Genomic DNA, 23,420 nt, shown 5'->3' on the forward strand with positions numbered 1-23,420 from the left:
CAAAATGACCAAGATAGTAATTATTGGAGGCGTCGCCGGTGGCGCTTCTGCTGCAGCTCGTGCACGCCGTCTGACCGAGGACGCTGAGATCATTATGTTCGAACGCGGCCCCTACGTTTCGTTCGCTAACTGTGGTTTGCCTTACCATATCGGTGGCGATATCACGGATCGCAGTAAGCTCTTGCTACAAACGCCAGATAGTTTTCGTGCGCGCTTTAATGTCGATGTGCGTATTAATAGCGCCGTCAGTAACATTGACCGCGAAAACAAAACCGTTACGGTCACTCGGGCCGATGGCAGCACCTATCAAGAGAGCTACGACAAATTACTATTAAGCCCTGGCGCGGCGCCAATTATGCCGCCGATTCCTGGCTTAGATAACCCACTCACGCATTCTTTGCGCAACATCCCGGACATGGATGCAATTTTGCACACCATCGAGATGAACAACCCCAGTCACGCAACCGTCGTCGGCGGAGGCTTTATTGGTCTTGAGATGATGGAAGCACTCCATCAGCGTGGCATTGAAACCACCCTTTTAGAAATGGCCGATCAGGTGATGACGCCGGTTGACCGCGAAATGGCAGGCTTTGCCCATCAGAGCATTCGTGATCATGGCATTGATTTACGCCTGGGGACGGCCTTGGCGTCGGCCGAATACATTCCAACCACGCATGTGGCCAGTGATGACGCCGGTGAACCCAGTGAACCGCAACACTTAGAAGGTTCACTGAGCCTCACGCTAAATAATGGTGACACGCTACACACTGAATTGTTGATCATGGCTGTCGGCGTAAAACCTGAAGTGACTCTAGCACAACAGGCCGGCCTGGCGATTGGTGAAAAAGGCGGGATCGTGGTCAACAGCACCATGCAGACCCAAGACCCAGATATTTATGCGGTCGGGGATGCCGTCGAAGAAATCGACTTTGTCACTCACAAGCCGACGCTGGTACCACTGGCTGGACCGGCTAACCGTCAAGGGCGCATGGCCGCTGACAACATGCTAGGAAGCACTGAGCATTATCTTGGCACCCAAGGCACCGCCATTTGTAAGATTTTCGATCTGGCCGTTGCCTCTGTGGGCCAAAATGAGAAGCAACTTAAACAGGCCAACATTGATTACCAAAAAGTCTATGTTCACGCGGCAAGTCATGCGGGTTACTACCCGGGCGCAGAAATTGTCTCGTTTAAAATGTTATTTGCACCCGACACGGGTGCTATTTTAGGCGCACAAGCGGTAGGCAAAGATGGCATTGATAAACGCATTGATGTCATGGCGGTTGCACAGCGTGCTGGGATGACGGTTGAGCAACTGCAGCATTTGGAGCTGACCTATGCCCCACCGTATGGCAGTGCTAAAGATGTGATCAACCAAGCCGCGTTTGTAGCAACTAACCTGATCAAAGGCGACGCAAAAGCGGTTCATTATCACGATTTAGCGACCCTAGGTGATGACCAAGTGCTTCTGGATGTGCGCAATGCCCCCGAACGCGAAAACGGTGAGTATATCGAAGGCGATATCCATATTCCGGTTGACGAACTGCGCGGGCGCATTCATGAGCTTCCCAAAGACAAAGAAATTTTGATTTACTGCCAAGTCGGCTTGCGAGGCAACGTCGCCTATCGCCAGTTAGTCAATCATGGCTTTAAAGCCCGTAATTTACTAGGCGGCTATCGCACTTACAAGTTTGCCACAGCTTAAACGCGAATCATTGCCAGTCAAAAGCGCGAGCCAATGCTCGCGCTTTTTGTTTATTGGAAAACCCGCCCAACCTGGCTTATACCTATTAAGTTACCATCATAATTTGTCAGTTTTATTGATAATCAAGGTACCGACTTAGGGCTCACACCTTTTGTCTCACAGCTTAAAGGCCATTAACAGAGAGGATCAATATGCTAGGTCGTTCTAACTCTCACCTACAAGCGCTTGAGCAAGCAATTATCGCGGTTGTCACCATTGATCACCACAATAACATCACTTTCTTTAATCAGGCAGCAGAGGACATTTGGGGATATTCAGCAAGCGAGGTGAAAGGAAAGAACGTAGCAATGCTGATCCCCACCGAATTACAAGCCAACCACGACAGCTACGTTAACCGACACAGATCTGGGGGAGAAGATCGCATCGTCGGGCGTTCTCGTGAAGTGCAGCTCAGACGAAAAGACGGCTCATTGACTTGGGTGCAACTGTCTTTATCCAAGATACGCGTCTCTGGCAAAATTCATTACACGGCATTTGTTCGTGATGTTACCGCTGAACGAGATGCGCGAGAGATGATGACCCAAACCCTCGAACAAGCGCTTGATGCTGTGGTGTGTATTGATGAAAATAATTGTATTACCTTTTATAACAAAGCGGCCGAGCAGCTGTGGGGATACAGCAAAGAAGATGTTCATGGCAAGAACGTTAAAATGTTGGTGCCTCATGCAATCCAAGCCAACCATGATGACTATGTAAATCGCAACCGAAAGACCGGCGAAGATAGAATTGTTGGCACCAGTAGAGAAGTCGAGATCGAACATAAGGATGGTCATCGACTCTGGGGGCAGCTCTCATTATCGAAGGTACATCTTGGTAATCGAACACTTTATACTGCCTTTGTAAAAGATGTCACTGAGACTGTGCAACGCCGGGAAGAAATGCAGTTATTGTCCATGGTGGCAAACGAAACCGATAATGCGGTTATAGTCACTAACCCACAAGGAGAAGTGGTTTATGTAAACCGTGGTTTTGAGCGGATGTCAGGGTATAGCTTAGATGAGATGAGAGGCAAAAAGCCTGGTCATATTCTTCAAGGAGCAGATACTAGTCCTGAAACCGTGCAAAACATTCGTGATCATCTTGCCCGCCATGAGCCCTTCTATGATGAGATTCTTAACTACAGCAAAAATGGTGAGCCTTACTGGATTTCACTCTCCATTAATCCTATTAGGGATGATAACCACCATATTACGCACTATATCTCTGTGCAGGCCAATATTACTCAGGTAAAACAAACCTACTTAGATTTCACCCGCAAATTAGATGCTATCAGCGGCGCATTAGTTATTATGGAAATTTGCCCCGACGGTAAACTTGATTCCATAAACTCTCTATTTGAAGACGCCTTGAAAAATATCGGTACGCGATGCGAAGACGCCTCCTATGACATCTACCATAAAATCACACACGAATTAAAAGAAAGTATCGATAAACAAGGCCATGCCTCTACCCTCATTGAATTTAATGGAAAAGGGGAGCAACTCGCAATTGATGCGAGGATTTGTGTACTCAAAGATTTTTCCGGCAATATACTCAATTATGTCATGTTTGGTATTGATATCAGTGCTCGACGTAAAACCGTGGCAAAAACGCAAACATCAATGCAGTCCGTTTCTCAGTCAAGCCAGGAAGTGATGAAAATTATTGATACTATCAACAACATTTCCGAGCGCACCAATCTTCTGGCACTGAACGCAGCGATCGAGGCCGCTCGTGCCGGTGAGCTCGGACGCGGCTTTGCGGTGGTCGCCGATGAGGTTCGCCAGTTGGCTCAAGTCTCTCACCAATCGAGCAAACAAATTAGCGAGTTGGTAGAAAGTACGGTTCAAAGCATTGATGAGCTTGCGGTTTTATTGAACGACATTGAAAGCTAGAGCGTCAATAAGCGCGAGATAAAAACACTCGCGCTTTTTCTTTTTATACGTTGGCCAAAGTCATGACCATTAAACCGACTGGACTATAGCCAACTGCTCTAAAGGCGCTGGATGTCCAAGATAAAAACCCTGCGCGTATTCACAATCGAGCTGTTTTAGTAACGCTAGTTGCGCACGCGTTTCTATACCTTCAGCTACAACATGAATACCCAAACCTTTAGCAATCCCGATAATGCCGGCAGTAATCGCTTTAGCACGGTGGTCTTTTTCCATCGCCTGGATAAAACTACGATCAATCTTAATTTCATCCACGTTGATCCGGTTAAAAATACCCAACGAGGTATAGCCGACACCAAAATCATCGATCGAAAAGGTAACGCCATGGCGTTTAAGTGTATCAACAACCCGCGCGCACTCAATAATGTCATCTAATGCGGCAGTTTCTGTGATCTCCAGGCAAAGATAACGAGCGAACTCAGGGTTAGCCTGCAAATAGGTATCGATACGTGCTATCGCGTCCACACTGTTAAATTCAACCGCGGAGATATTGACCGATACCCGTTTAACCATATTGCCTAGCAGCTGACTTTCGTTTAGTTGTTTGGCGGCTTTTTCTAACACCAGTGCCGTTAAATCCTCGCAAAAATGCTGCTCTTCAGCTAGGGGAATGAACACACTCGGGGGTATATTGCCATATTGATCGTGTGTCCATCTTGCCAACACCTCTAGGCCGGTTAACTCTCCAGAAGACAAGCGATACTGTGGCTGAAAAACAATATCAATCTGCTTATCATCAATGGCTTGGCGAAGATCGTAGACAAGATTTTGCCGCTTTTTAGCCTCTTCTGTCAGATGGATATCGTGATATGCAACGGCATTTTTATGCTTCTTCGCTTCGTTCAATGCGCGTGTCGCCGCTGTCATTAAAGCCGTGGTGTCTTCGCCATCCGAGTCAAACACCGCCACGCCTACCGAACAGGTAATGTCTCTATCGTATCGTTGCAAAAACTGGTTACACTGACGATGTAACTTGTCAATGTATGGCGTCATTTCGCTAACATCGGACAACGTCAACAAACATGCGAATCTATCGGCGTGCACTCTCGAGGTTAGGTTTTCAAGCGCAGTGGGCGTATCTATTTTACGCGCCACTCCTATCAGCAGTTGATTGGTGCGATCAAAGCCCAGCTTATTGGTTACCGACGTGTAGTTATCAATGTCGAGCACAAACAACATGTAGCACGACTCAGCATTAGCACGCTGCAATAATGTATCAGCGCGACGAATGAATACGGAGGGACTATGAAGCCCGGTAACCGTATCGATGTCACTCGCTCGCTCTAAATCACGATTATTTTTCTGTGCTAACCCCCAAAGTAACACTGAGGTAATAACGACAAACAGGTGCCCCTTGAACGACTGTGCCCAAGTATACATTTCAAGGTTATCGGACAGCACGTTAACCAATTTATCGGAAAACAGTATCCACAACGAAGCAAAAAAGAAGTAAGTTAATGCTAATTTTAGTGCGTAGTACGCTGTTTTCTTCATTAAAAGCCTTTTTTATCTCTTAACACTGCTCAGTTGCTCCTCTTTGACACCTACGGCTGTGATATTCGTCGAGTATAGCAGCTCTATCGCTTCACAGCTTCAAGCTATTGAATCAAATAAGTATAATTTGCCCAGTGTTGCTCAGATAACCAAAATGCAGAGAGCGTAACCTACCGACTCTATGATTGCACCTTCGGTTTTTACTGACTAAGACGGTGCGTATTGCTCAGTCTAGCTTAAATTAGATTGGAGCAACGATTAACACAGGTCAACACGTCCAACGAGCAAATAAAACACCAAACCCTAAATTAGTATTGACTTATTAATGTGTTCAAGTATGCTGCCCTTCTCCTTTAGCCGTAACGTTTTTTGACTCACTGAGAGGAAAATCATGACGTTTCAAATCCCATGGGATGCCTTGTTTGGTGGCATGCTGGTTGGCACTGCCTGTCTCGCACTTTTAGCACTCAATGGCCGTATTGCCGGGATCAGCGGTATTGTGTCAGGCGCGTTATCATCACACGGCCGTGAAGCTCAATGGCGAGGTCTGTTTTTGCTGGGTATGGTCAGTGCGGGGGTCTTCATGCCATTTATCGGTTTTGAACTACCCAACTACACAAGCCTTGCGCCTGCACTCACACCTATGGTTGCCGTACTCGCGGGGTTGCTGGTCGGGATAGGCACTAAATTAGGTAACGGCTGTACCAGTGGTCATGGCATTTGTGGCATGGGTCGCTTATCGAAACGGTCAATCGTGGCAACGCTCACTTTTATGGGTGCTGCCTTTGTCACTGTTTTTGTTCGTTTACACTTTTAAGGACGTTTATCGCTTATGTTTCGCCTTGTTGCTCTACTCTCAGGCTTTATCTTCGGTGTGGGTATGATGGTGTCAGGCATGGTCAATCCCGCGAAGGTGATTGGCTTTCTGGATGTATTCGGCCAGTGGGATCCCAGCCTTGCGTTTGTGATGGGCGGTGCGCTGTTGGTCTTTGTTCCCGGCTACTTTTTGGGCGTACGTCGGCAGAAAAACCCCGTACTGGCCGATCAATTTTGTCTACCCAAGACGCAAACGCTTGATAAAAAACTCATCGGCGGCGCATTACTCTTTGGCACCGGCTGGGGACTCGCCGGACTTTGCCCAGGACCGGCGATCACGGCTATTGGCTCCGGCGCACTACCGATCGGTCTATTTGTGATTAGCATGCTAGTCGGGATGCGCGTCATAACCTATCTTCAGCAAACACGAATACCGTCACCAGTAAAAACTTAAATAGACTCATGCGAGATGGTGCGCCCTGATATCCGCTTTAGACAGGGCGCCAAAGTTTAGCGCTAAGTAGCGAGACGTTGAACTGTATCAGAGACCTCTTCAGCTCCGGCATAAATATCACGCATGACGGTTTCCGCTGAGGCAATTTTTTCTCGGCTCTGCTCCGATTCTACTGCCACTTCTTCCATCGACTCACTCACACCATGGGTCAATTTTCTATTTTCATCGACAACATTGGCGATTTGTGTTGTCGATTCACTGGTGCGTTTGGCTAAACTTCTCACTTCATCAGCTACCACAGCAAATCCTCTGCCCATCTCGCCGGCACGAGCTGCTTCAATAGCAGCATTTAAAGCAAGTAAATTGGTTTGTTCAGCGATTTGATTAATCGTGGTCACAATCTCTTCAATGCTCTGTGCGTGCTCAGTCAGTTGGTGGAGTTGCTCAGCCGTTGATTGCATTTTCTCAGTGACATGGCTAGTGATATCGACCGCTTCTTTGAGCAAAGCACTACCATCCTCAACATGTTGAAGTGTCGCGGCTGACGAATGGTGGGCGAGTTCAGCGGCTTGAGAGACTGCATGGCTTTTCTGCACACTTGCAGTGATGTTGGAAGCAAATTTCACGACCTTTTCAACACGCCCACTATCACCGAATATGGGGTTATAAGTGGCTTCTAACCAGATTTCATTGCCCAATTTGTCACGCCGTTGATATTGTCCACCCTTAAATTGTCCATCTTCCAGCTCTGCCCAAAAGTTCGGATTTTGCTCATAAAAGTCAGCGTCGCAGAATATACGATGATGCTGCCCTACAATGTCATCTAACTCATATCCCACTGTGGCTAAAAAATTGTCGTTAGCATGGATAATGTTGCCTTGGGGGGTAAAAATGATGGCCGCCATGGAACGGTCGAGCGCCATAAACAACGCCTCTTTTTTGGCTTTTTCTTGGTGGACTCGCGTCACATCGGACGCGATTTTGCGAACTTTAACCACTCGTCCGGTTTTATCTTTAACTGGAAAATAAGACGCATCCATCCAAATTTCGTTACCATTTTTGTGCCGGCGTCGAAAAACGCCCTTCTGTCTTTCGCCCTGACCGAGACGCATCCAAAAATCGCGGTATTCTTGGGACTCTGTCGTTTCAGGAAAACATACTGCCGAGTGGTGCTGTCCAACCACTTCATTACTCTCGTAACCAATAATATTAAGTAATAGTTGATTGCAACTGAGCACAATTCCATCAGGAGAGAAGGTGATGGTGGCAACACCTTCTATGATGGCATCAAGCTCGATTTCTAGTTGTTCTCTGTTTGTCTCGCTTTCGGTAAGTAGGCGTCTAGTTTGATTAAACATCATGGTGGCTCCCCCGTTAACTCTAGGACCATATCGTTACTTTTCATGCTTCTTTACTTCAGTGGCTAGCCAATCCACAAGAACATTTTAAAGTATGTGAACTACGTTATTAGTCGCGTAATATCAGTAAAGCGTAGAGCATCTTTATTTATCCGATAATCAGGCGTATTAACTAATAAGCATTAGAAGAATGAAAAATGTAACAAAAAATATATTACCATTAATAACAAAGAGTTAATTACCATCTGGCTTGTATTAAAAGACTTCATAATCGCCTAGAAAACCATCTACTTTTCCGTTTATTGCATTGTCCCTCATACTAAGTAATTTTTTCTCATCATTACGACCTAGATCTTTTAGCTAGAACGGTTAAGAAAACAGTCCCGACGATAAATAGCGATCGCCGCGATCGCAAATAATGGCCACCACCACAGAGCCGGGTTCAGCTTTGGCAACTTGCAGTGCCGCATATACGGCCCCGCCAGAGCTCACACCCGCACAAATCCCCTCTTCTCGCGCTAATGCTCGCGCCGTTTCTTTGGCGTCTTGCTCAGAAATATCCATCACCACATCGATATGCTCATCGGTATAAATACCCGGTAAATACTCAGCCGGCCAGCGCCGGATCCCAGGGATGGCACTGCCCTCTGTCGGCTGTAAGCCAATGGTTTTTATCGCGGGGTTTTGCGTTTTTAGGTACTTTGATGTGCCCACAATGGTGCCTGTGGTGCCCATGCTGGCAATAAAGTGGGTGATTTTTTGTTGGCTTTGCTGCCAAATTTCAGGCCCTGTACCGGTCACATGAGCCTGAAAGTTATCCGGATTATTGAACTGATCCAACACTTTGCCCTTGCCCTGTGCTTGCATGGATAACGCCAAATCACGCGCACCTTCCATACCCGACACTTTAGAGACGAGAATCAACTCACTGCCATAGGCACGCATCGCATCTTTGCGCTCCTGGGTAGCATTTTCAGGCATGATTAAAATCAGGCGATAGCCTTTAATCGCCGCCGCCATTGCCAGCGCTATCCCGGTGTTGCCACTGGTCGCTTCAATCAAGGTATCGCCCGGTTGGATATCTCCCCGCGCTTCAGCCTGCACAATCATGTTCAGCGCGGGCCTATCTTTGACTGAACCGGCCGGGTTATTGCCTTCAAGTTTAACCAAAACAGTACTCCCCGTATCAGCGCCTAGACGCTGCAAGCGTATCAAGGGTGTTTGTCCTACGTAGTCTTCAAGCGTTGGGAAATCAGTCACGTCTCTTACCTCTGCCTATCTTTTTCACTGGCGTCATGCCGTGGGGCACTGTCTATAAACGCCATGTTACAAGGGTTTATCACTGGCACGCAGATAAATTGTCACTAACATATACAAAATGGTTATAGTAAAACTGTTTTTTATTCCTAATGATTGCTTTTATTCTGTGACTTATAGCTACTTCTTTTGTTGAACAAGCATCAACCGGTCATTAAGGAACATTACAATGAAGGTATTCAAAACGCTGGCTCTCTCGGCCCTACTTGCCACCAGCAGCGCACAAGTATTCGCCGCTGAACAAACACTGTTGAACTCTTCTTATGATATCGCAAGGGAGCTTTTTGCCGACTACAACCCACTATTCGCAGAGCACTGGCAAGAAAAAACCGGCGACTCCGTAACGATTAAGCAATCCCATGGCGGTTCATCGGCGCAAGCGCGCGCAATTATGCAAGGGCTGCAAGCGGATGTCGTCACCTTTAACCAAGTCACTGATGTGCAGGTACTGCACGATCGTGGCAAACTGATCGATGCCAATTGGAAAGACAACTTCCCCAATAGCAGCTCGCCCTATTATTCCACCACCGCCTTTTTGGTGCGTAAAGGCAATCCCAAAAATATTGAAAACTGGGACGACCTTGCCAAAGACGATGTCGCATCGGTCTTTCCTAACCCAAAAACCTCAGGCAATGCGCGCTATACCTATTTAGCCGCGCTCGGTTATGCGCAAAAAACGTTTGGCAAAGACAACACTGAACAGCAAGATGCGTTTTTGAAGCAGTTACTCGCCAATGTGGCCGTATTTGATACCGGCGGCCGTGGCGCAACCACCTCATTTGTTGAACGTGGCATTGGCGATGTCTTAGTCACCTTCGAATCAGAGGTAAATAACATCCGCCAACAATATGGCAGTGATGATTACGATATCGTTGTGCCTAAAACCTCGATCCTGGCTGAATTCCCTGTTGCCGTGGTAAAGCGAAATGCTAAACGCAATGGCACTACTGAACTGGCGACAGAGTATTTGTCTTATCTTTACAGTGAAAAAGCGCAGCGCTTACTGGCTAACTTTAATTACCGCGTTCATCACCAAGCCGTCGCAGACGAGTATGCCGATCGCTTCCCTCAGGTTGAATTACTGACGGTAGAAGAGATTTCAGGTAGCTGGGACAAGGCGATGAAAACCCACTTTGCTAGTGGCGGAAAGCTAGACCAGCTCCAGCGCCGTTAATTTCTATTACGACTTAAATCGAGACGTTATGCCATCGTTATCGCATCAACGCCAATCTATGCCACGGGGAGTGCGTCATCAGCGCGTACTCCCAGGGTTTGGTATCAGTCTGGGCGTATCGCTATTGTTTATTAGCCTGATTTTACTACTGCCAGCCAGTGGTTTAATCATGCAAACCAGTCAAATGACTTGGCAAGAATATTGGTTTGCCATCTCAGACCCACGTATTGTCGCCAGTTATAAAGTCACGGCCGGCGCGGCGCTTATCGCTTCCTTATTTAATGGTGCGATTGGACTGCTCTTTGCTTGGGTGTTGGTGCGTTACGATTTTACGGGTAAACGCTTTATTGACGCGTTGGTGGATTTGCCTTTCGCACTGCCCACCGCAGTCGCCGGTGTCACCCTCGCTACCTTGTATGCCGATAATGGCTGGATAGGTAGCGTGCTCGCGAACCTCGGTATACAAGTGGCTTATACGCCGATAGGCATTATGATTGCGATGATGTTTACCAGCTTGCCGTTTGTCGTGCGCACCGTACAGCCCGTACTGGAAGAAATTTCTCAAGAGGAAGAAGAAGCTGGCACCTTATTAGGCGCAAGCGATTTTGCCGTGTTTTGGCGCGTTATCCTACCGACTATCAAACCCGCTTTATTCGTGGGTATCGCCTTATCTTTTACGCGCAGTCTTGGCGAATTTGGGGCCGTGATTTTTATTGCAGGCAATACGCCTTACGTCAGCGAGATCACCTCCTTGATGATTTTTGTCCGTTTGCAAGAGTTTAATTTCCCAGCGGCAAGTGCGATTGCCTCAGTGATTTTGATGGCATCATTGTCGTTACTGTTTGCGATCAACCTATGGCAAGGCCGCTACTTAAAACGTATTCACGGTCGCTAAGGATAGCTTTATGACTCCCCACACTGCCCGAATCGGTGATTCTGTTTGGATCAAACGTAGTTTGATTGGCTTAATGCTGATACTGGTTGCGCTCGTGTTGGTGCTTCCCTTATTGAGCATTTTTTCTATTGCATTTTCTGACGGTATTGGTACCTATTTTGAGCACCTTCTTGCCCCCGATACACGCCATGCGATTGGGTTAACGCTATTGGTTGCCGTTATCACGGTGCCGGTTAACTTAGTGTTTGGTGTCATGCTCGCATGGGCGGTAACTCGGTTTCAGTTCCCAGGCCGAAAACTGGTCACCACCTTGATTGATATTCCCTTCGCGGTATCACCTGTGGTCGCTGGTCTACTCTATTTGCTGCTGTACGGTAGTAACGGCTGGCTAGGCGCGTGGTTGTTTGAGCATGATTTACAAGTGATGTTTGCACTGCCTGGCATTGTTTTAGTCACCATTTTTGTCACCTGCCCCTTTGTTGCTCGCGAGCTTATTCCGCTGATGCAACAGCAAGGACACGCCGAAGAAGAAGCGGCAGTGATTTTAGGGGCGTCTTGGTGGCAACTGTTTCGACGCGTCACCTTACCGAACATCAAGTGGGCCCTGATATACGGGGTGATCTTGACCAATGCCCGGGCCATCGGTGAGTTTGGCGCGGTGGCAGTGGTGTCAGGTAGCATTCGTGGCCAAACCAATACTTTACCTTTGCAAGTGCAGCTTCTGTATGAAGACTATCAAACCCAAGCCGCGTTCGCTTGTGCCTCTTTGCTTGCCTTTATGGCATTGGTAACGTTGGCGCTCAAAGCCTTAGTGGAGTGGCGTCAGCAACGCGCACAGACAAACGTAACGCCGCTTGATGAGCACAGCGCGTCAACGCCAGCCCAATTTATCCCACAAACGACCCAGAGTGAGCAGTAACATAATGCAAATTCAATTAGACAATATCACCAAACACTTTGGCCAGTTTCAGGCACTTTCGCCGCTATCTCTCACCATAGAAAAGGGTGAAATGATGGGGTTACTTGGACCATCAGGTTCGGGAAAAACCACGTTACTGCGGATTATTGCGGGGTTAGAAAACAGCAATAGTGGCCAAATCCATTTTGGCGAACGCGATGTCACCCAGGTGCATGTTCGCGATCGACGCGTTGGCTTTGTCTTTCAAAACTACGCTTTGTTTAAACACATGACAGTCGCTGAAAACATTGCGTTCGGCTTACAAGTCATGCCGCGGCGCGAGCGCCCTTCAGCGGCCGCCATCACTCAACGAGTTAACGAGCTGCTCGAGGTGGTCCAGCTTGGTCATCTTCGCCAGCGTTATCCCGAACAATTATCGGGCGGACAAAAACAACGTATCGCTCTGGCACGTGCACTCGCGACGCAACCAGAAATTTTACTTTTGGATGAACCGTTTGGGGCATTAGATGCGCAAGTACGTAAAGAACTACGACAATGGTTACGACGCCTACATGATGAAATGGCATTCACTAGCGTGTTCGTCACTCACGATCAAGATGAAGCGCTGGAGCTATCCGATCGGGTGGTGGTGATGAGTAACGGGCAAATTGAACAAGTCGATAGCCCGGTTGATCTGTATGCTTCGCCGAAGAGTCGATTTGTGTTTGATTTTTTGGGGAACGTGAATGTCTTTTCCGGCCAATTTCAGCAAGGGGTATGGAAAAATGGTAACGCCTTTATCGAACCCGCCCTCAATGCGCAGACCAAACAATCCGGCGATTTGTATGTACGCAGCCATGAACTGACCATCACCGATAAACCGAACAGCCAGGTATCGCTGCCCACGCGCGTGGTATCAGTCAACCCTGTCGGCGCCGAGGTACGCGTATCACTGGCACCACAAGGTTGGGAAAGTGATCAATTGTGGGAGGCCACCCTAACTCATCATGCTTGGCAAGCCGCATCGTATCAAAAGGGCGATACCGTTTATGCCATGCCACATATTGGTTATTTCTTTAACCATGACGATACAGCCCCCCACCGGCTGCAATGGCCATTTTTGGCGGCAGATAGCTTGGTGTATGATATTTAATAATATAAAAAGGGATTTTTCGCATAGTCGAAGATAAATAGAACATCTGCGAACTTATGATCAGAAAACGCGGGTTCAATTACCCGCGTTTAAACATAAACAGTATTATCTATAAAGCACTAGCTCTTAAGGTTACTGCCTCGCGTTTCTATTACTTTTTGGTACCAATAATACGACGCCTTCTTTTTCCTGGCTAAACCATTATCATGGTCAACATAGATGAACCCGTATTGCTTTTTAAACCCGTTGAGCCAGCTCAATAAATCAATTGCCGACCATGCGTAATAGCCTTTGACATTCACACCAAGCTCTATCGCTTTTTTTACAGCCACCAAGTGATCATTAATAAAATTAATCCTTGGAATGTCGCAGACCTCACCATCTATAATAGGGTCTTCATCCCCTAAACCATTTTCAGTAATATATATTCTGATATCACCATAGTACTCTTTTAGTAGCTGTAGACCACTCACAAAGCCATCAGGTGATATTTCCCATCCCCATTTTGTATATCGCTTATCATCCATCGCGACCGTTCGGTATACACCGTCAAAGCTCGGATTACCGGGGGCTCCTGTCGCGTTCTCTCGCGTCGGCTCAACAACATCGCCTGGCATATGTATTCTTTCTACCCGCATGGGCTGGTAGTAGTTTAATCCAATAAAGTCATTGAGTGGTGCAGCAATTATTAAACTTTCTCTATCATCTGCCGTTATTTTGGGTTGGATACCTTGGGTTTCGAGCCACGCCATCACATAGTCTGGGTACTCTCCCTTCAAAATAGGGTCATAAAACCAATTAAGGTTAAACTGATTAGCGTGCATGGCTGCAAATAGGTTATCTTCACTATTATCAATTGAAAACGCGGGTGTGAAGACATGGCTCAAGCCTATTTCTCCATATTGTTTACGCTTTTTATATGCGATTACAGCTTTAGCATGCGCAGTAAAAACATGATGCGTCGCTTGAAAATACTTTTCTGGCGCATTATGAATACCCGGAGGATGCGCACCCGCAAGATATCCGTGCCCACAAAAAATAACGGTTTCATTGAATGTAATAAAATGTTTGACACGATCACCAAAGCTCTCAAAACAAACGTTTGCATAGTTCAAAAAAGCATCGATTGTTTTTCTATTTAACCACCCTCCGTCTTTTTCCAAACAGAGAGGAAGGTCCCAGTGATAGAGCGTTACAAAAGGAACTATTCCATATTTTAAACACTCATCAATGATATTGTTATAAAACTCAATACCTTTAGGATTTATAGCGCCTACACCATCAGGAATAATTCTTGCCCAAGAAATAGAGAAACGATAAGACTCAAGCCCCATCTCAGCCATTAACTTAATATCTTCTTTGTAACGATGATAGTGATCAATCGCCACTTCACCCGTTGTTCCTTCAAAGGTTTTTCCCGGGATTTTTACAAACTCATCCCAGTTAGTCGGCCCTTTACCGTCGACATCCGTTGCCCCTTCGATTTGATAAGAAGCCGTCGCGGCGCCAAAAAGAAAATCATGTGCAAATTTCATAAAAACATCTTTTTATACTAGAGGCTTAGTCGAATCGCGCACAAATAACTCACCCACAACAATCTCTGGTCTTATAGTTACTTGATCCTCGATAAGTTGTTGGGCAACTTCCATCGCTCTTTCCGTAATACGTTCGATAGGAATATCAACTGTCGTAAGCTGTGGTACAACAAACTCAGTCATTTTTTCATTATCGATACTCACGATTGATACATCTGAAGGTACACCAATGCCTTTCTCTCGACAGGCACGTAAAATACCAATAGCAATATCATCACTCGCTGCGACAATGGCACTGAAACGCCAATTGTTGGGAATTTGTTCCAGCGCTTGTTCATAGGCTGCTTTTACATCAAAGCCACACACCAAATGCTGTGTTTCCACAGAAAAGGGCTGCTTCTCAGTAATCGCTTTAAAAGCCTCTAACCGAACTTGGGTCGTCCTTGTTGTTGGACAAGGCCCAAAATACGCAATGTGTCGATGACCAATGCTCATAAGATGGGTCGCCGCCGATTCTATCGCGCGCTTTTGATCAAATGCAATTGAATAACCTGCCGATTCTGGAAGCTCTTGCCCAACGTGAATCAAAGGCGTGGATATTTCATGATTAAGCTCGATAAGTTGTTGCGCCGTCAGCTGACGGCTGTAAAGCACAATCACATCACACTTTTGTTCAACCAGGGAGCTCACTGCTTGTAATTCAAACTCAGCTTGGTTTTTTCCATCCGCAATAATCAGCTGCTTGCCCATTCTAGTAGCACTGGCAGATGCTTGCTTTAATAAACTACCAAAGTAGCTGCCATCAAAGTCCGATAGCACTAGGCCAATACTGTTGCCGCTACTCGCAGCTAATGTTTGAGCCAAGCTACTGGGTCGATAGTTCAATTTTTCAATAGCTGCTTCAACTTTTACTCGGGTACTCTCTTTGACCTGTCCAGTCTTATTGATAACACGAGACACTGTCGCCTTAGATACACCGGCAGCCTTGCAAACATCTTTAATCGTGGCCATTCGTACCTCTAAAGGTGAGAGGGAGTTTCCCTCGAAACTACAAACTTTCGGATTTTCAGTATTGTAACATTAATTACACAGAATCCAGTTTGCGATGGATAGCAATTAATTCTTCAACCAATTCTCTGGCTAACATGCTGGTCATAATATGATCCTGGGCATGCACCATCACCAAATTCACGGGCACCTTTCCTTCGCCCTGATCGAGCCCAATCAGCTGAGTCTGTACATCATGTGCTTGCTTCGAGGCGACAGACGACTGAGACAGGTATTCGTCAACCGCGTTCCAGTCACTCGCTTTCGCGGCTCTCAACGCCTCCATTGCGAAAGACTTTGCTGAGCCTGCATTGATGATGAGCTCCATCACCGTTGATTCTTGGTCAAAATCTGCTAGTGGTGTCATTAGTTTTCCTCCCCTTGGGCTTCTTGTGCTAAAAGCTGTTTTTCATAAACTTTAAAAAATGGATAATAGATGGCGGTTGCGACAAGCATGAGGACAACAACTAATATAGAAGAGCTAATTGCCCAACCTGCTGCCCATGCCGCGCCAACCGGAGCAGGTGCAGTCCAAGGCACCACTGAAATCACAGCACCTACAATTCCCGTTTTGACACAAAAGTACGCAATCGTGGCGTTAACCAGTGGGGCTGTAATAAACGGAATAAAGAAGGTGGGATTCATAATCAAAGGGGTGCCAAATATCACAGGCTCATTGATATTGAAGAGCGAAGGTACAACACTGATTTTCCCGATTGTCTTTAAGTGAGCAGCACGGCTACGCATAAACAAAAAGACCAGGCCTAATGTCGCACCAGAGCCGCCAAGCACGATAAAGAAACTCCAAAAACCCTCTACAAATACATGAGGAATTTGAGCACCAGCAGCAAGCGCAGTTTGATTGGCAGACAGGTTGGTGAGCCAAAAAGCTTGCAACATACCGCCGACAATAGCGGCACCATGAATGCCTGCAAACCACAATACATGTGTAAGTAGCACGGCCAAAAGAATAGCTGGCAACGAGTCAGCAGCACTGACCAGAGGTTTGAATGCCGTCATGATAGCTTCAGGGATGATCATGCCGGTCTGACTTTCAATATATAAATTGAGAGGATATATAGTCAGTACAACCAGTAGTATCGGAATCAACAAATCAAAAGACTGTTTGATTTTACCAGGCACTTGCTCAGGCATTTTGATGCCTATCTTTTTCCTTTGGAGGAAATACATCAGCTCTGTACTATAAAGAGACACAAGAATTGCCGTAAAAATACCTGTACCGCCTAAATATCCCGCAGGCAGTCCTCCTTCAGTCAGTGGCGCAGCTACCAATAGGAAGGACATCAACGACAGCATCGCTGGCATGAATGGCTCCATACTGTAACTTTGCGCCAAGTTATAAGAGATGGCGGCGGTGATATAGACAGACATAATGCCCATCGTCATATTAAATGGTGTGAGTAGTTGCCCTTGATATTGCTCAGCAAGCTGCAACCATACTTGAGCAATGGCCCAGTTTGAATCCGCTGCAAACGGAGGGAAGGCAAATATGAGTAGAAATGAGCCCACAATCATAAATGGCATCGCAGAGATAAATCCATCTCTCATCGCCATAATATGGCGCTGAGACGCTGCCTTACCGGCAACAGGCGTTACTCTATTCTCAATAAACCCAAACACATTATCCGTTAATGTCGTCATTATGAGCCCCCTAACCTAGCTCTACTAACGTATCGTTGAGGATTTTTTCACCATTCATCATTCCATAATCCATGGAGTTAATGACTTTTACTTTTTTGTCTTGTTTAGCTGCGCTTGCGGAAAAATCTGCCTCTTTATATTTCACTTGTGGTCCCAGTAAGCAGATATCGAACTTGGGAAGCATATTTTCAAACTCATCCAAACCAACTGCTTGAATATCAGCTTCTATGCCTTGGCTCTTCGCCGCCTGTTCCATTTTCTTGACCACCATGCTGGTTGACATTCCCGCTGCACAACAAAGAAGAATTTTTACCATTTTCATACCTCTTGACATTCAAGTTACTTAACCAATAGCCCTAATCTATCCAAAAAAGAAACCGGTTTCAGTAACCGGTTTCAAAGTTGAAGGCGAGGATCACAGAAACCGGTTACATCAAGCGAGTCATTGTGGTTTTGATCACATTGCCGGGAGGCTCTGTATGGGTTGTACGAAGAATTCGGAACGAGTAGATATAGGGAGAGAGGATAAGGTAAAACAACTATGCACTGACGCTATACATTAAACCGATAGCGCCGCGGTTTCGGTTATTTCTAGGCATAAGTAACGCACGAATTCTGGGTTCAATTGCAAGTAATAATCAATACGCTGAATCGCACTCTCTCGGTTATACTCAACCGCAGAAATATTCACCGACACACGCGGAATGACATTTCCCAACAGACCACTATGTGTAACTACTTGGCGGCTTTTTCGAGTACAAGCGCCGTTAGGTCTTCGCAAGAAGCCTTGCTTTTCTTCGAGAGGAATAAATGTACCAGATTGCACCACCATAGGTTTTCTGGGTCCATCTCGCCAAAACTTCTAAGCCAGTTAGCTAGCCCGACGCCAAGCGATATTGCGGTTGAAAGACAATCTCAACCTCTTTGTTATTGATTTCGACTCCGAGTACGGAAACGAGGACCTACACTTTTGAGCTTGTTCGGTTAAATGAATATCATGATAAATTAAGGTGTCTTTGCGTTTTTTAGTCTCATTAAGAGCGATCATAGCTGCAGTCATCAAGGTGATGGCATCCAAGGCGAGTTCGCGAATATTTTTTAACCAAAGAAGAATCGGTTTAACGATCACTTCTGGCTGTGGTCATATAGGCCGATTCTAAAATGGTTCGGGATAGATACCGTGGACATCGATACATGTAAAGACTACTTCAGCGCCGTTGATGATAATCACTAGAGTGTCAAGATAACCTACCCGCTATTCGGCCTGCTTTTTGCTTCATTGTGCGCGGTGATTGCGGGGTCGAAAGGATGGTACGAGATTCAAGAATACATCCCTAAACACCTTCTCTAATGAAAGCGCTAAAATAGCTTAAAACAGGATCAAATACAGAATATTCGCATTTGCATTCGACCCTTGTCACTTCAGATTAGTTACTGACACGAACCACAACAGAAGTTTTTACCGTGCTCTGACGCTGCTGCCTGTTTTTCAGCAAAAAGTATGTTGTTCTCCAGGTGAATATGCTCGTGCAAATCATCCTGTAACTCTTTTAAACCATTGTACAGAGCTGTCCAAGTACCACATTCGCCTTCCGGTAGTGTCAGATTGTTGGTTAACCGATTAATTTTCACCAACTCGGCTTCGTGCTGCACGTGTTCTTCTTCCATGACAGAAATAGGACCACTTGGATACACACCGCGCGACAGCATTGGGAAAAGAATTTGTTCTTCTTTCATCATATGACTTTCCAATTCCTGTAACATAGCGTCCAGATGCTCCGCTAAACCGCGTGGTGCGAGTTCGTGGTCACCATGCACGTTTTCCACTTTCATTGCCAGTTGCTTAAGTTCTGGTAATTGCTCACGATGGCGTTGATGGAAACGTAAATAAATGTGCTCGATTAATTCCTGCGCTGTTGCTTGTTGCCATTTGGCTTCGCTATCCGCCAACCTTTGCTGTAAATCACTCATGCTAAACTCCTTAACTTAATCCGCAACTCCAGGAACTACTCCCGGATGAAACATGAATTCCTAAGTAACAGTGCAACAAGTGCGCCAACTTCTATCCAATTGTAATTATTGACATTCAGAAACCCCACGGTAGTATCAACCCTAACAATTAGGGTAGTTTTTACCAATATAGTGGATTTAACTATGCTACAAGAAAGTGTTTTAGCCGATTTGTTAACAGAGCAACCTACAGCTGTACGACTGCAGAATCTCGTCAGTACGTTGCGACGTCATTTTAACTGCGGCGCAGTCGCACTATTGAAACTCGAGAACGAAGTACTACAACCTATTGCCGTCAAGGGACTCGTGCGCGAAGCTTTGGGCCGTCGCTTTGTGTTAGCGCAGCATCCACGTTTAGCGGTCCTAATATCGTCACGTTCAGCCGTTCGTTTCGAACATGACTCAGCTCTTCCTGATCCGTACGATGGTTTAATGGCTAACCAACCAGGCGAGGCATTGCCCGTACATGACTGCATGGGCATTAGTTTGTATTTGGAAAGCAAATGCTGGGGCGTACTGACACTCGACGCGTTAGAGCCTGGGACATTCACTGACGATTCTATTATTGAATTACAAAAATTTAGCTTATTTGTAGAAACCGCCATTCGCATTGGTCAGTTAGAGCAGAACGTCCGTGCACTGCGGCAAGGGCAAAAGCAATCAGTCGAACACAGCAGTACCTCCGACGCCAATGAGTCAGAAATTATTGGTGAAAGCAAAGCCATTCATGCGGTCTTAAAAGAGCTTCGGATCGTAGCCGGTGCCGATTTGCCCGTATTGCTACTGGGCGAAACCGGGGTCGGTAAAGAACTATTCGCGCGGGAATTACACCGACTGTCGCAACGCAGCGGCAAGCCGTTGATATACGTAAACTGTGCCGCATTACCCGAGTCCTTAGCGGAAAGTGAACTCTTTGGTCACGTAAAAGGCGCTTTCTCCGGCGCAAGCAGTGATCGATCCGGGCGTTTCGACGCGGCTAATGGTGGCACCCTGTTTTTAGATGAAGTTGGCGAGTTACCGCTTTCCATACAAGCCAAACTACTACGCGTACTGCAAAACGGTGAAATTCAACGCCTCGGCTCAGACAAATACCGCAAAGTGGATGTACGCATTATTGCCGCGACCAATCGAAACCTTAAACAGCAAGTCAGTAACGAAACCTTCCGTGCCGACTTGTACCATCGCCTGTCCGTGTATCCACTGCCGATACCACCACTACGTGAACGTGATGACGATGTTTCCATTCTGGCCGGTCATTTTTTGGAGCTGAACCGGGCTCGGCTAGGCTTGCGCGCCATTCGCTTGTCGCCCGAAGCTGAGTTGGCAATTCAACAGTATCAGTGGCCAGGTAACGTTCGCGAACTGGAGCATGTCATTAGTCGGGCCGCCATTAAACTATTGAGCCATGGCATCGACAAAAATGACATTGCCAGCATTGAGCCTAAAGTGCTCGACTTAGACGTGCGATTGCCTTCGGTGGCAGACTCGGGTACTCAAAGCAATGACGCGAACTTACCGACCCAGAGTTTGTCGATGAAAGAAGCGGTACAATATACACAGCGTAAAATGATAGAAGCGGCACTTAAGCGTAACGATGACAGTTGGAGTAGAGCTGCTAAAGAGCTCAAGCTCGACTCCAGTAATTTACATAAAATGGCCGCCCGATTAGGAATGAAGTAATGACCCGAGCGCTTTTAATGAAAATACTATGGCGCTCTTTGGCCGCATTCTTTGTTTTACTGGGGGTTATTGGCATTGCCCTGCCGGTTATGCCCACCGTACCGTTTCTTATTGCCGCGTTATGGGCGGCCAGTAAAGGCTGGCCCCGCCTAGAAACCTGGTTGGTCAACCATCCAAAATACGGACCAGATATTCGGGCCTGGCGCGATAACCGAGTAGTGAAGCGCCGCTCTAAAGTCATTGCACTGGTGATAATGGCCAGTGGTTGCGCCATTTTATGGTTATTCGTGCCACAAGTGCCGGTTTGGCTAAAGATAATTGTCGGCGTGGTATTGGTCACTGTGGGTGCTTGGCTAGCCAGTCGCCCTGAGTCCGTACCTGCACCGTCAGAGAAGTCGTTATGAATAAAACCCTGCCCACTGAGCTGACATTGGTCAATGACGATACTATTGACCGCCACAACCTTCAGCGTCAGGTACGATTTTCAGAGCACTGGATCGGTGAATTAAAAGTCGAAGCGGTTAAGCACCGCTTAGCATAGCTTAATAGCGAAAAACGCATTCAAACGATTAATACGCGAGTTGAGGAAGGCACGCTGGAGCTATTAGTCAGCGCTGAAACCCTGGTTGTCGATTACTGCGATAATTTGGAAACACGCAACGCTGTGAATAAAACCTGTCTGCTACACAAAACGCCCTTGGTATCGGGTTCTGCCATTAGCGTTGAAGGACAAGTAACCAGTTTTTCAATGCAAAATGAGAGCGCGTGTTATGGGTGCTTAAGTCAGTTTTTTGGCGAGCAGCTACCGAAGCCGGAGTGTTGTCGCCGCTAATGGGCGTTATTGGTACGATCCAAGCCGTAGAGCCATAAAAATAGCGGCCAACATAGATCAGCCGCTTTATTCATCATTGTTACTCTTTGACGTATTGCACAGCGAATAGCAGCGGATGAATCTACTAAAGCACCCTAACTGCTCTCACTGCTCCAACGCTTAGCCCGGGTTACCGTCCGCTCGCGGCGTGATCAATACTTTGAAGTAAACGACCACGTAAATGCTGTACGCAATAGCCCAGGCTAACGTACTCAGCATTAACCACTGGCTAGTCAGTTCTGGCATAAACCAAATAAGGAATACGCGAGTCACTGCCGCAATAGCTACCAATAAAAATGCGCCCCACATAATAGGTTTAGTCTGAAGCGGGCGTCCGCTATGCCCTAACGACACCCGAGCTATCATGCTTAAAATCATGTTACCCATAGCGCCAGCGGTCAGTGCGTGCATGGCTACACTCTGAGTAATTTCAATACCGGCATAGCGCAGTGCAAATAACGCTAAACCGATGGGAATGAACCAGTAAGCAATATGCAGCGACCACAACAGCGGCACCCGCCAGGTTATCCAAATTTTCCAACGCACAACACGGACGGCTGTTGTGATGGCACAAAAGGCGAACAACACAACCATAACCTGACTAGGCAACCGCATATGCAGGTTAAAAAAGTGCACCGCGAATATTAGCCATAAGCTGCCTAGCGCCATTTTATCCAGCCAGGGCAATGCCTGAACTTTCTTTGTCATGGTGCCGTTGGCCGTAAACATTGGCAGAACACGCCCGCCGATAATGGCCATTAGCAACGTCACTAGGAATACAGCGTTATAAGCTCCCAGTACTTGGATGTTGTAATGACCAAAATGTAACCCGTAGTGCATCAATAGATTACACACCGTTAATAACAGCAGAATGGGGACAAAAAACAGGTTTCTGGTTTGGTTAATTTTTAGCACCATTATGCCAAACAAGAATGCAGCAACAGGCAGAACACTGACGTCCACCGCCGCCACAAGCCACCACGGCAAGTTTTCACCAAACAACAATAATAATCGTGCCGCACTCCATAGCACCGTCACCACTAGCAAGGTATTACCATGCGGCGCGCGCAGTCCCGTCCAGTTCTGCACTGCAGTGAGCAAAAAGCCCAGCACAATGGCAACTACAAAACCGAAAATCATTTCATGGCTGTGCCAGAACATAATATTTCCGTACACCGGCAAGCTCACCTTCCCCGCCAGCGCAAAGCCCCAAAGCAGAATTGCCACAGCACTGAATAGTGCGCCTAGCAAGAACAGAGGACGAAATGCTTGTCTGAGTATCGGCGTTATGTGATCTTCTTTCTCTCGGTTTGTGATCTGCATCATAGTCACCTGAACACTTTAAAGATGTATTTATAAT

The 23,420-nt window shown here is 46.7% G+C and carries 21 protein-coding genes and 2 pseudogenes; 12 read left to right on the top strand and 11 right to left on the bottom strand.

Features of this window, described 5'->3' with window-relative positions; genetic code table 11:
* Positions 1–4: 4 nt before the first annotated feature.
* A complete protein-coding gene (locus BZG78_RS13055) occupies positions 5–1,705 on the top strand; it encodes an FAD-dependent oxidoreductase (RefSeq protein ID WP_077661449.1) in 1,701 nt (566 codons plus the stop codon).
* 191 nt (positions 1,706–1,896) lie between these two features.
* Positions 1,897–3,639, top strand: a complete 1,743-nt coding sequence (locus tag BZG78_RS15665) for a PAS domain S-box protein (protein WP_077661450.1) — start codon at positions 1,897–1,899, stop codon at positions 3,637–3,639.
* Positions 3,640–3,708: 69 nt separating this feature from the next.
* Here the strand turns inward: BZG78_RS15665 and BZG78_RS13065 are convergent, their stop codons facing one another.
* Complete coding sequence (locus tag BZG78_RS13065) at positions 3,709–5,190, bottom strand: bifunctional diguanylate cyclase/phosphodiesterase (protein ID WP_077661451.1); 1,482 nt, start codon at positions 5,188–5,190, stop codon at positions 3,709–3,711.
* 391 nt (positions 5,191–5,581) lie between these two features.
* Between BZG78_RS13065 and BZG78_RS13070 the strand changes: the two genes are divergently transcribed.
* Both BZG78_RS13070 and BZG78_RS13075 read left to right on the top strand, forming a co-directional pair.
* The gene (locus tag BZG78_RS13070) at positions 5,582–6,007 is read left to right on the top strand and encodes a YeeE/YedE family protein (protein ID WP_077661452.1); all 426 of its coding nucleotides are present in this window, start codon (positions 5,582–5,584) and stop codon (positions 6,005–6,007) included.
* A gap of 15 nt (positions 6,008–6,022) precedes the next feature.
* A complete protein-coding gene (locus BZG78_RS13075; RefSeq protein WP_077661453.1) occupies positions 6,023–6,460 on the top strand; it encodes a YeeE/YedE family protein in 438 nt (145 codons plus the stop codon).
* Positions 6,461–6,522: 62 nt separating this feature from the next.
* Here the strand turns inward: BZG78_RS13075 and BZG78_RS15670 are convergent, their stop codons facing one another.
* On the bottom strand, positions 6,523–7,821 hold the full coding sequence (locus tag BZG78_RS15670; protein ID WP_277918949.1) for a PAS domain-containing methyl-accepting chemotaxis protein: 1,299 nt from the start codon (positions 7,819–7,821) through the stop codon (positions 6,523–6,525).
* 366 nt (positions 7,822–8,187) lie between these two features.
* Positions 8,188–9,078, bottom strand: coding sequence for a cysteine synthase CysM (gene cysM / locus BZG78_RS13085; protein ID WP_077661454.1), 891 nt, complete (start codon positions 9,076–9,078; stop codon positions 8,188–8,190).
* A gap of 226 nt (positions 9,079–9,304) precedes the next feature.
* Here cysM and cysP point away from each other — a divergent pair, with 226 nt between their 5' ends.
* Genes cysP through BZG78_RS13105 form a run of 4 tightly spaced genes read left to right on the top strand, consistent with a single transcriptional unit; the run spans position 9,305 to position 13,255 of the window.
* Positions 9,305–10,309: a thiosulfate ABC transporter substrate-binding protein CysP gene (gene cysP, locus BZG78_RS13090; protein WP_077460693.1), complete on the top strand. Its 1,005-nt coding sequence runs from the start codon at positions 9,305–9,307 to the stop codon at positions 10,307–10,309.
* Between the two features lie 58 nt (positions 10,310–10,367).
* Positions 10,368–11,204: a sulfate ABC transporter permease subunit CysT gene (cysT, locus tag BZG78_RS13095; protein ID WP_028569692.1), complete on the top strand. Its 837-nt coding sequence runs from the start codon at positions 10,368–10,370 to the stop codon at positions 11,202–11,204.
* A 10-nt stretch (positions 11,205–11,214) separates the two neighbouring features.
* Entirely contained in the window at positions 11,215–12,123 is a 909-nt protein-coding gene (gene cysW / locus BZG78_RS13100; RefSeq protein WP_021023591.1) for a sulfate ABC transporter permease subunit CysW, read from the top strand.
* 4 nt (positions 12,124–12,127) lie between these two features.
* Positions 12,128–13,255: a TOBE-like domain-containing protein gene (locus tag BZG78_RS13105; protein WP_077661455.1), complete on the top strand. Its 1,128-nt coding sequence runs from the start codon at positions 12,128–12,130 to the stop codon at positions 13,253–13,255.
* A 119-nt stretch (positions 13,256–13,374) separates the two neighbouring features.
* Here the strand turns inward: BZG78_RS13105 and BZG78_RS13110 are convergent, their stop codons facing one another.
* From BZG78_RS13110 to BZG78_RS13135, 6 genes are all read right to left on the bottom strand, one after another.
* On the bottom strand, positions 13,375–14,790 hold the full coding sequence (locus BZG78_RS13110; protein WP_077661456.1) for a glycoside hydrolase family 1 protein: 1,416 nt from the start codon (positions 14,788–14,790) through the stop codon (positions 13,375–13,377).
* Positions 14,791–14,802: 12 nt separating this feature from the next.
* Entirely contained in the window at positions 14,803–15,801 is a 999-nt protein-coding gene (locus BZG78_RS13115; protein ID WP_077661457.1) for a LacI family DNA-binding transcriptional regulator, read from the bottom strand.
* Between the two features lie 73 nt (positions 15,802–15,874).
* Entirely contained in the window at positions 15,875–16,204 is a 330-nt protein-coding gene (locus BZG78_RS13120) for a PTS lactose/cellobiose transporter subunit IIA (RefSeq protein ID WP_077661458.1), read from the bottom strand.
* The gene (locus BZG78_RS13125; RefSeq protein ID WP_077661459.1) at positions 16,204–17,499 is read right to left on the bottom strand and encodes a PTS sugar transporter subunit IIC; all 1,296 of its coding nucleotides are present in this window, start codon (positions 17,497–17,499) and stop codon (positions 16,204–16,206) included. Before BZG78_RS13125 ends, BZG78_RS13120 begins: the two co-directional genes overlap by 1 nt.
* A gap of 10 nt (positions 17,500–17,509) precedes the next feature.
* Entirely contained in the window at positions 17,510–17,815 is a 306-nt protein-coding gene (locus tag BZG78_RS13130; RefSeq protein WP_021022536.1) for a PTS sugar transporter subunit IIB, read from the bottom strand.
* Positions 17,816–18,058: 243 nt separating this feature from the next.
* Positions 18,059–18,331, bottom strand: coding sequence for a hypothetical protein (locus BZG78_RS13135; protein WP_077661460.1), 273 nt, complete (start codon positions 18,329–18,331; stop codon positions 18,059–18,061).
* Positions 18,332–18,679: 348 nt separating this feature from the next.
* On the opposite strand from BZG78_RS13135, the pseudogene BZG78_RS15635 reads away from it, so the two are divergent.
* Positions 18,680–18,832, top strand: a pseudogene (locus tag BZG78_RS15635) (transposase family protein); the annotation flags it as partial.
* 98 nt (positions 18,833–18,930) lie between these two features.
* Here the strand turns inward: BZG78_RS15635 and BZG78_RS13140 are convergent.
* Positions 18,931–19,470, bottom strand: coding sequence for a hemerythrin domain-containing protein (locus tag BZG78_RS13140; protein ID WP_077661461.1), 540 nt, complete (start codon positions 19,468–19,470; stop codon positions 18,931–18,933).
* A 183-nt stretch (positions 19,471–19,653) separates the two neighbouring features.
* Here BZG78_RS13140 and norR point away from each other — a divergent pair, with 183 nt between their 5' ends.
* The 3 genes and pseudogenes from norR to BZG78_RS15640 all read left to right on the top strand — a co-directional run bounded on the left by norR (position 19,654) and on the right by BZG78_RS15640 (position 22,021).
* Positions 19,654–21,189: a nitric oxide reductase transcriptional regulator NorR gene (norR, locus tag BZG78_RS13145; RefSeq protein WP_077661462.1), complete on the top strand. Its 1,536-nt coding sequence runs from the start codon at positions 19,654–19,656 to the stop codon at positions 21,187–21,189.
* Positions 21,189–21,593: a YbaN family protein gene (locus BZG78_RS13150; protein WP_021022540.1), complete on the top strand. Its 405-nt coding sequence runs from the start codon at positions 21,189–21,191 to the stop codon at positions 21,591–21,593. The genes norR and BZG78_RS13150 overlap by 1 nt, the downstream gene beginning before the upstream one ends.
* Positions 21,590–22,021 (top strand): annotated as a pseudogene (locus tag BZG78_RS15640) (ThiF family adenylyltransferase). The gene BZG78_RS13150 and the pseudogene BZG78_RS15640 overlap by 4 nt, the downstream one beginning before the upstream one ends.
* Before the next feature lie 159 nt (positions 22,022–22,180).
* On the opposite strand, the gene BZG78_RS13165 reads toward BZG78_RS15640, so the two are convergent.
* Positions 22,181–23,386 (bottom strand): NnrS family protein, encoded by a 1,206-nt coding sequence (locus BZG78_RS13165; RefSeq protein WP_199877201.1) that lies wholly within the window; start codon positions 23,384–23,386, stop codon positions 22,181–22,183.
* Between the last annotated feature and the right edge of the window lie 34 nt (positions 23,387–23,420).

This window comes from Salinivibrio sp. MA351 (assembly GCF_001996065.1).
Lineage (GTDB): Bacteria > Pseudomonadota > Gammaproteobacteria > Enterobacterales > Vibrionaceae > Salinivibrio > Salinivibrio costicola.

Coding starts and splice junctions, on each gene's coding strand:
- BZG78_RS13055 (WP_077661449.1), top strand. CDS start 5: ATGACCAAGATAGTAATTATTGGAGGCGTCGCCGGTGGCGCTTCTGCT.
- BZG78_RS15665 (WP_077661450.1), top strand. CDS start 1,897: ATGCTAGGTCGTTCTAACTCTCACCTACAAGCGCTTGAGCAAGCAATT.
- BZG78_RS13065 (WP_077661451.1), bottom strand. CDS start 5,190: ATGAAGAAAACAGCGTACTACGCACTAAAATTAGCATTAACTTACTTC.
- BZG78_RS13070 (WP_077661452.1), top strand. CDS start 5,582: ATGACGTTTCAAATCCCATGGGATGCCTTGTTTGGTGGCATGCTGGTT.
- BZG78_RS13075 (WP_077661453.1), top strand. CDS start 6,023: ATGTTTCGCCTTGTTGCTCTACTCTCAGGCTTTATCTTCGGTGTGGGT.
- BZG78_RS15670 (WP_277918949.1), bottom strand. CDS start 7,821: ATGATGTTTAATCAAACTAGACGCCTACTTACCGAAAGCGAGACAAAC.
- cysP (WP_077460693.1), top strand. CDS start 9,305: ATGAAGGTATTCAAAACGCTGGCTCTCTCGGCCCTACTTGCCACCAGC.
- cysT (WP_028569692.1), top strand. CDS start 10,368: ATGCCACGGGGAGTGCGTCATCAGCGCGTACTCCCAGGGTTTGGTATC.
- cysW (WP_021023591.1), top strand. CDS start 11,215: ATGACTCCCCACACTGCCCGAATCGGTGATTCTGTTTGGATCAAACGT.
- BZG78_RS13105 (WP_077661455.1), top strand. CDS start 12,128: ATGCAAATTCAATTAGACAATATCACCAAACACTTTGGCCAGTTTCAG.
- BZG78_RS13110 (WP_077661456.1), bottom strand. CDS start 14,790: ATGAAATTTGCACATGATTTTCTTTTTGGCGCCGCGACGGCTTCTTAT.
- BZG78_RS13115 (WP_077661457.1), bottom strand. CDS start 15,801: ATGGCCACGATTAAAGATGTTTGCAAGGCTGCCGGTGTATCTAAGGCG.
- BZG78_RS13120 (WP_077661458.1), bottom strand. CDS start 16,204: ATGACACCACTAGCAGATTTTGACCAAGAATCAACGGTGATGGAGCTC.
- BZG78_RS13125 (WP_077661459.1), bottom strand. CDS start 17,499: ATGACGACATTAACGGATAATGTGTTTGGGTTTATTGAGAATAGAGTA.
- BZG78_RS13130 (WP_021022536.1), bottom strand. CDS start 17,815: ATGGTAAAAATTCTTCTTTGTTGTGCAGCGGGAATGTCAACCAGCATG.
- BZG78_RS13135 (WP_077661460.1), bottom strand. CDS start 18,331: ATGGTGGTGCAATCTGGTACATTTATTCCTCTCGAAGAAAAGCAAGGC.
- BZG78_RS13140 (WP_077661461.1), bottom strand. CDS start 19,470: ATGAGTGATTTACAGCAAAGGTTGGCGGATAGCGAAGCCAAATGGCAA.
- norR (WP_077661462.1), top strand. CDS start 19,654: ATGCTACAAGAAAGTGTTTTAGCCGATTTGTTAACAGAGCAACCTACA.
- BZG78_RS13150 (WP_021022540.1), top strand. CDS start 21,189: ATGACCCGAGCGCTTTTAATGAAAATACTATGGCGCTCTTTGGCCGCA.
- BZG78_RS13165 (WP_199877201.1), bottom strand. CDS start 23,386: ATGATGCAGATCACAAACCGAGAGAAAGAAGATCACATAACGCCGATA.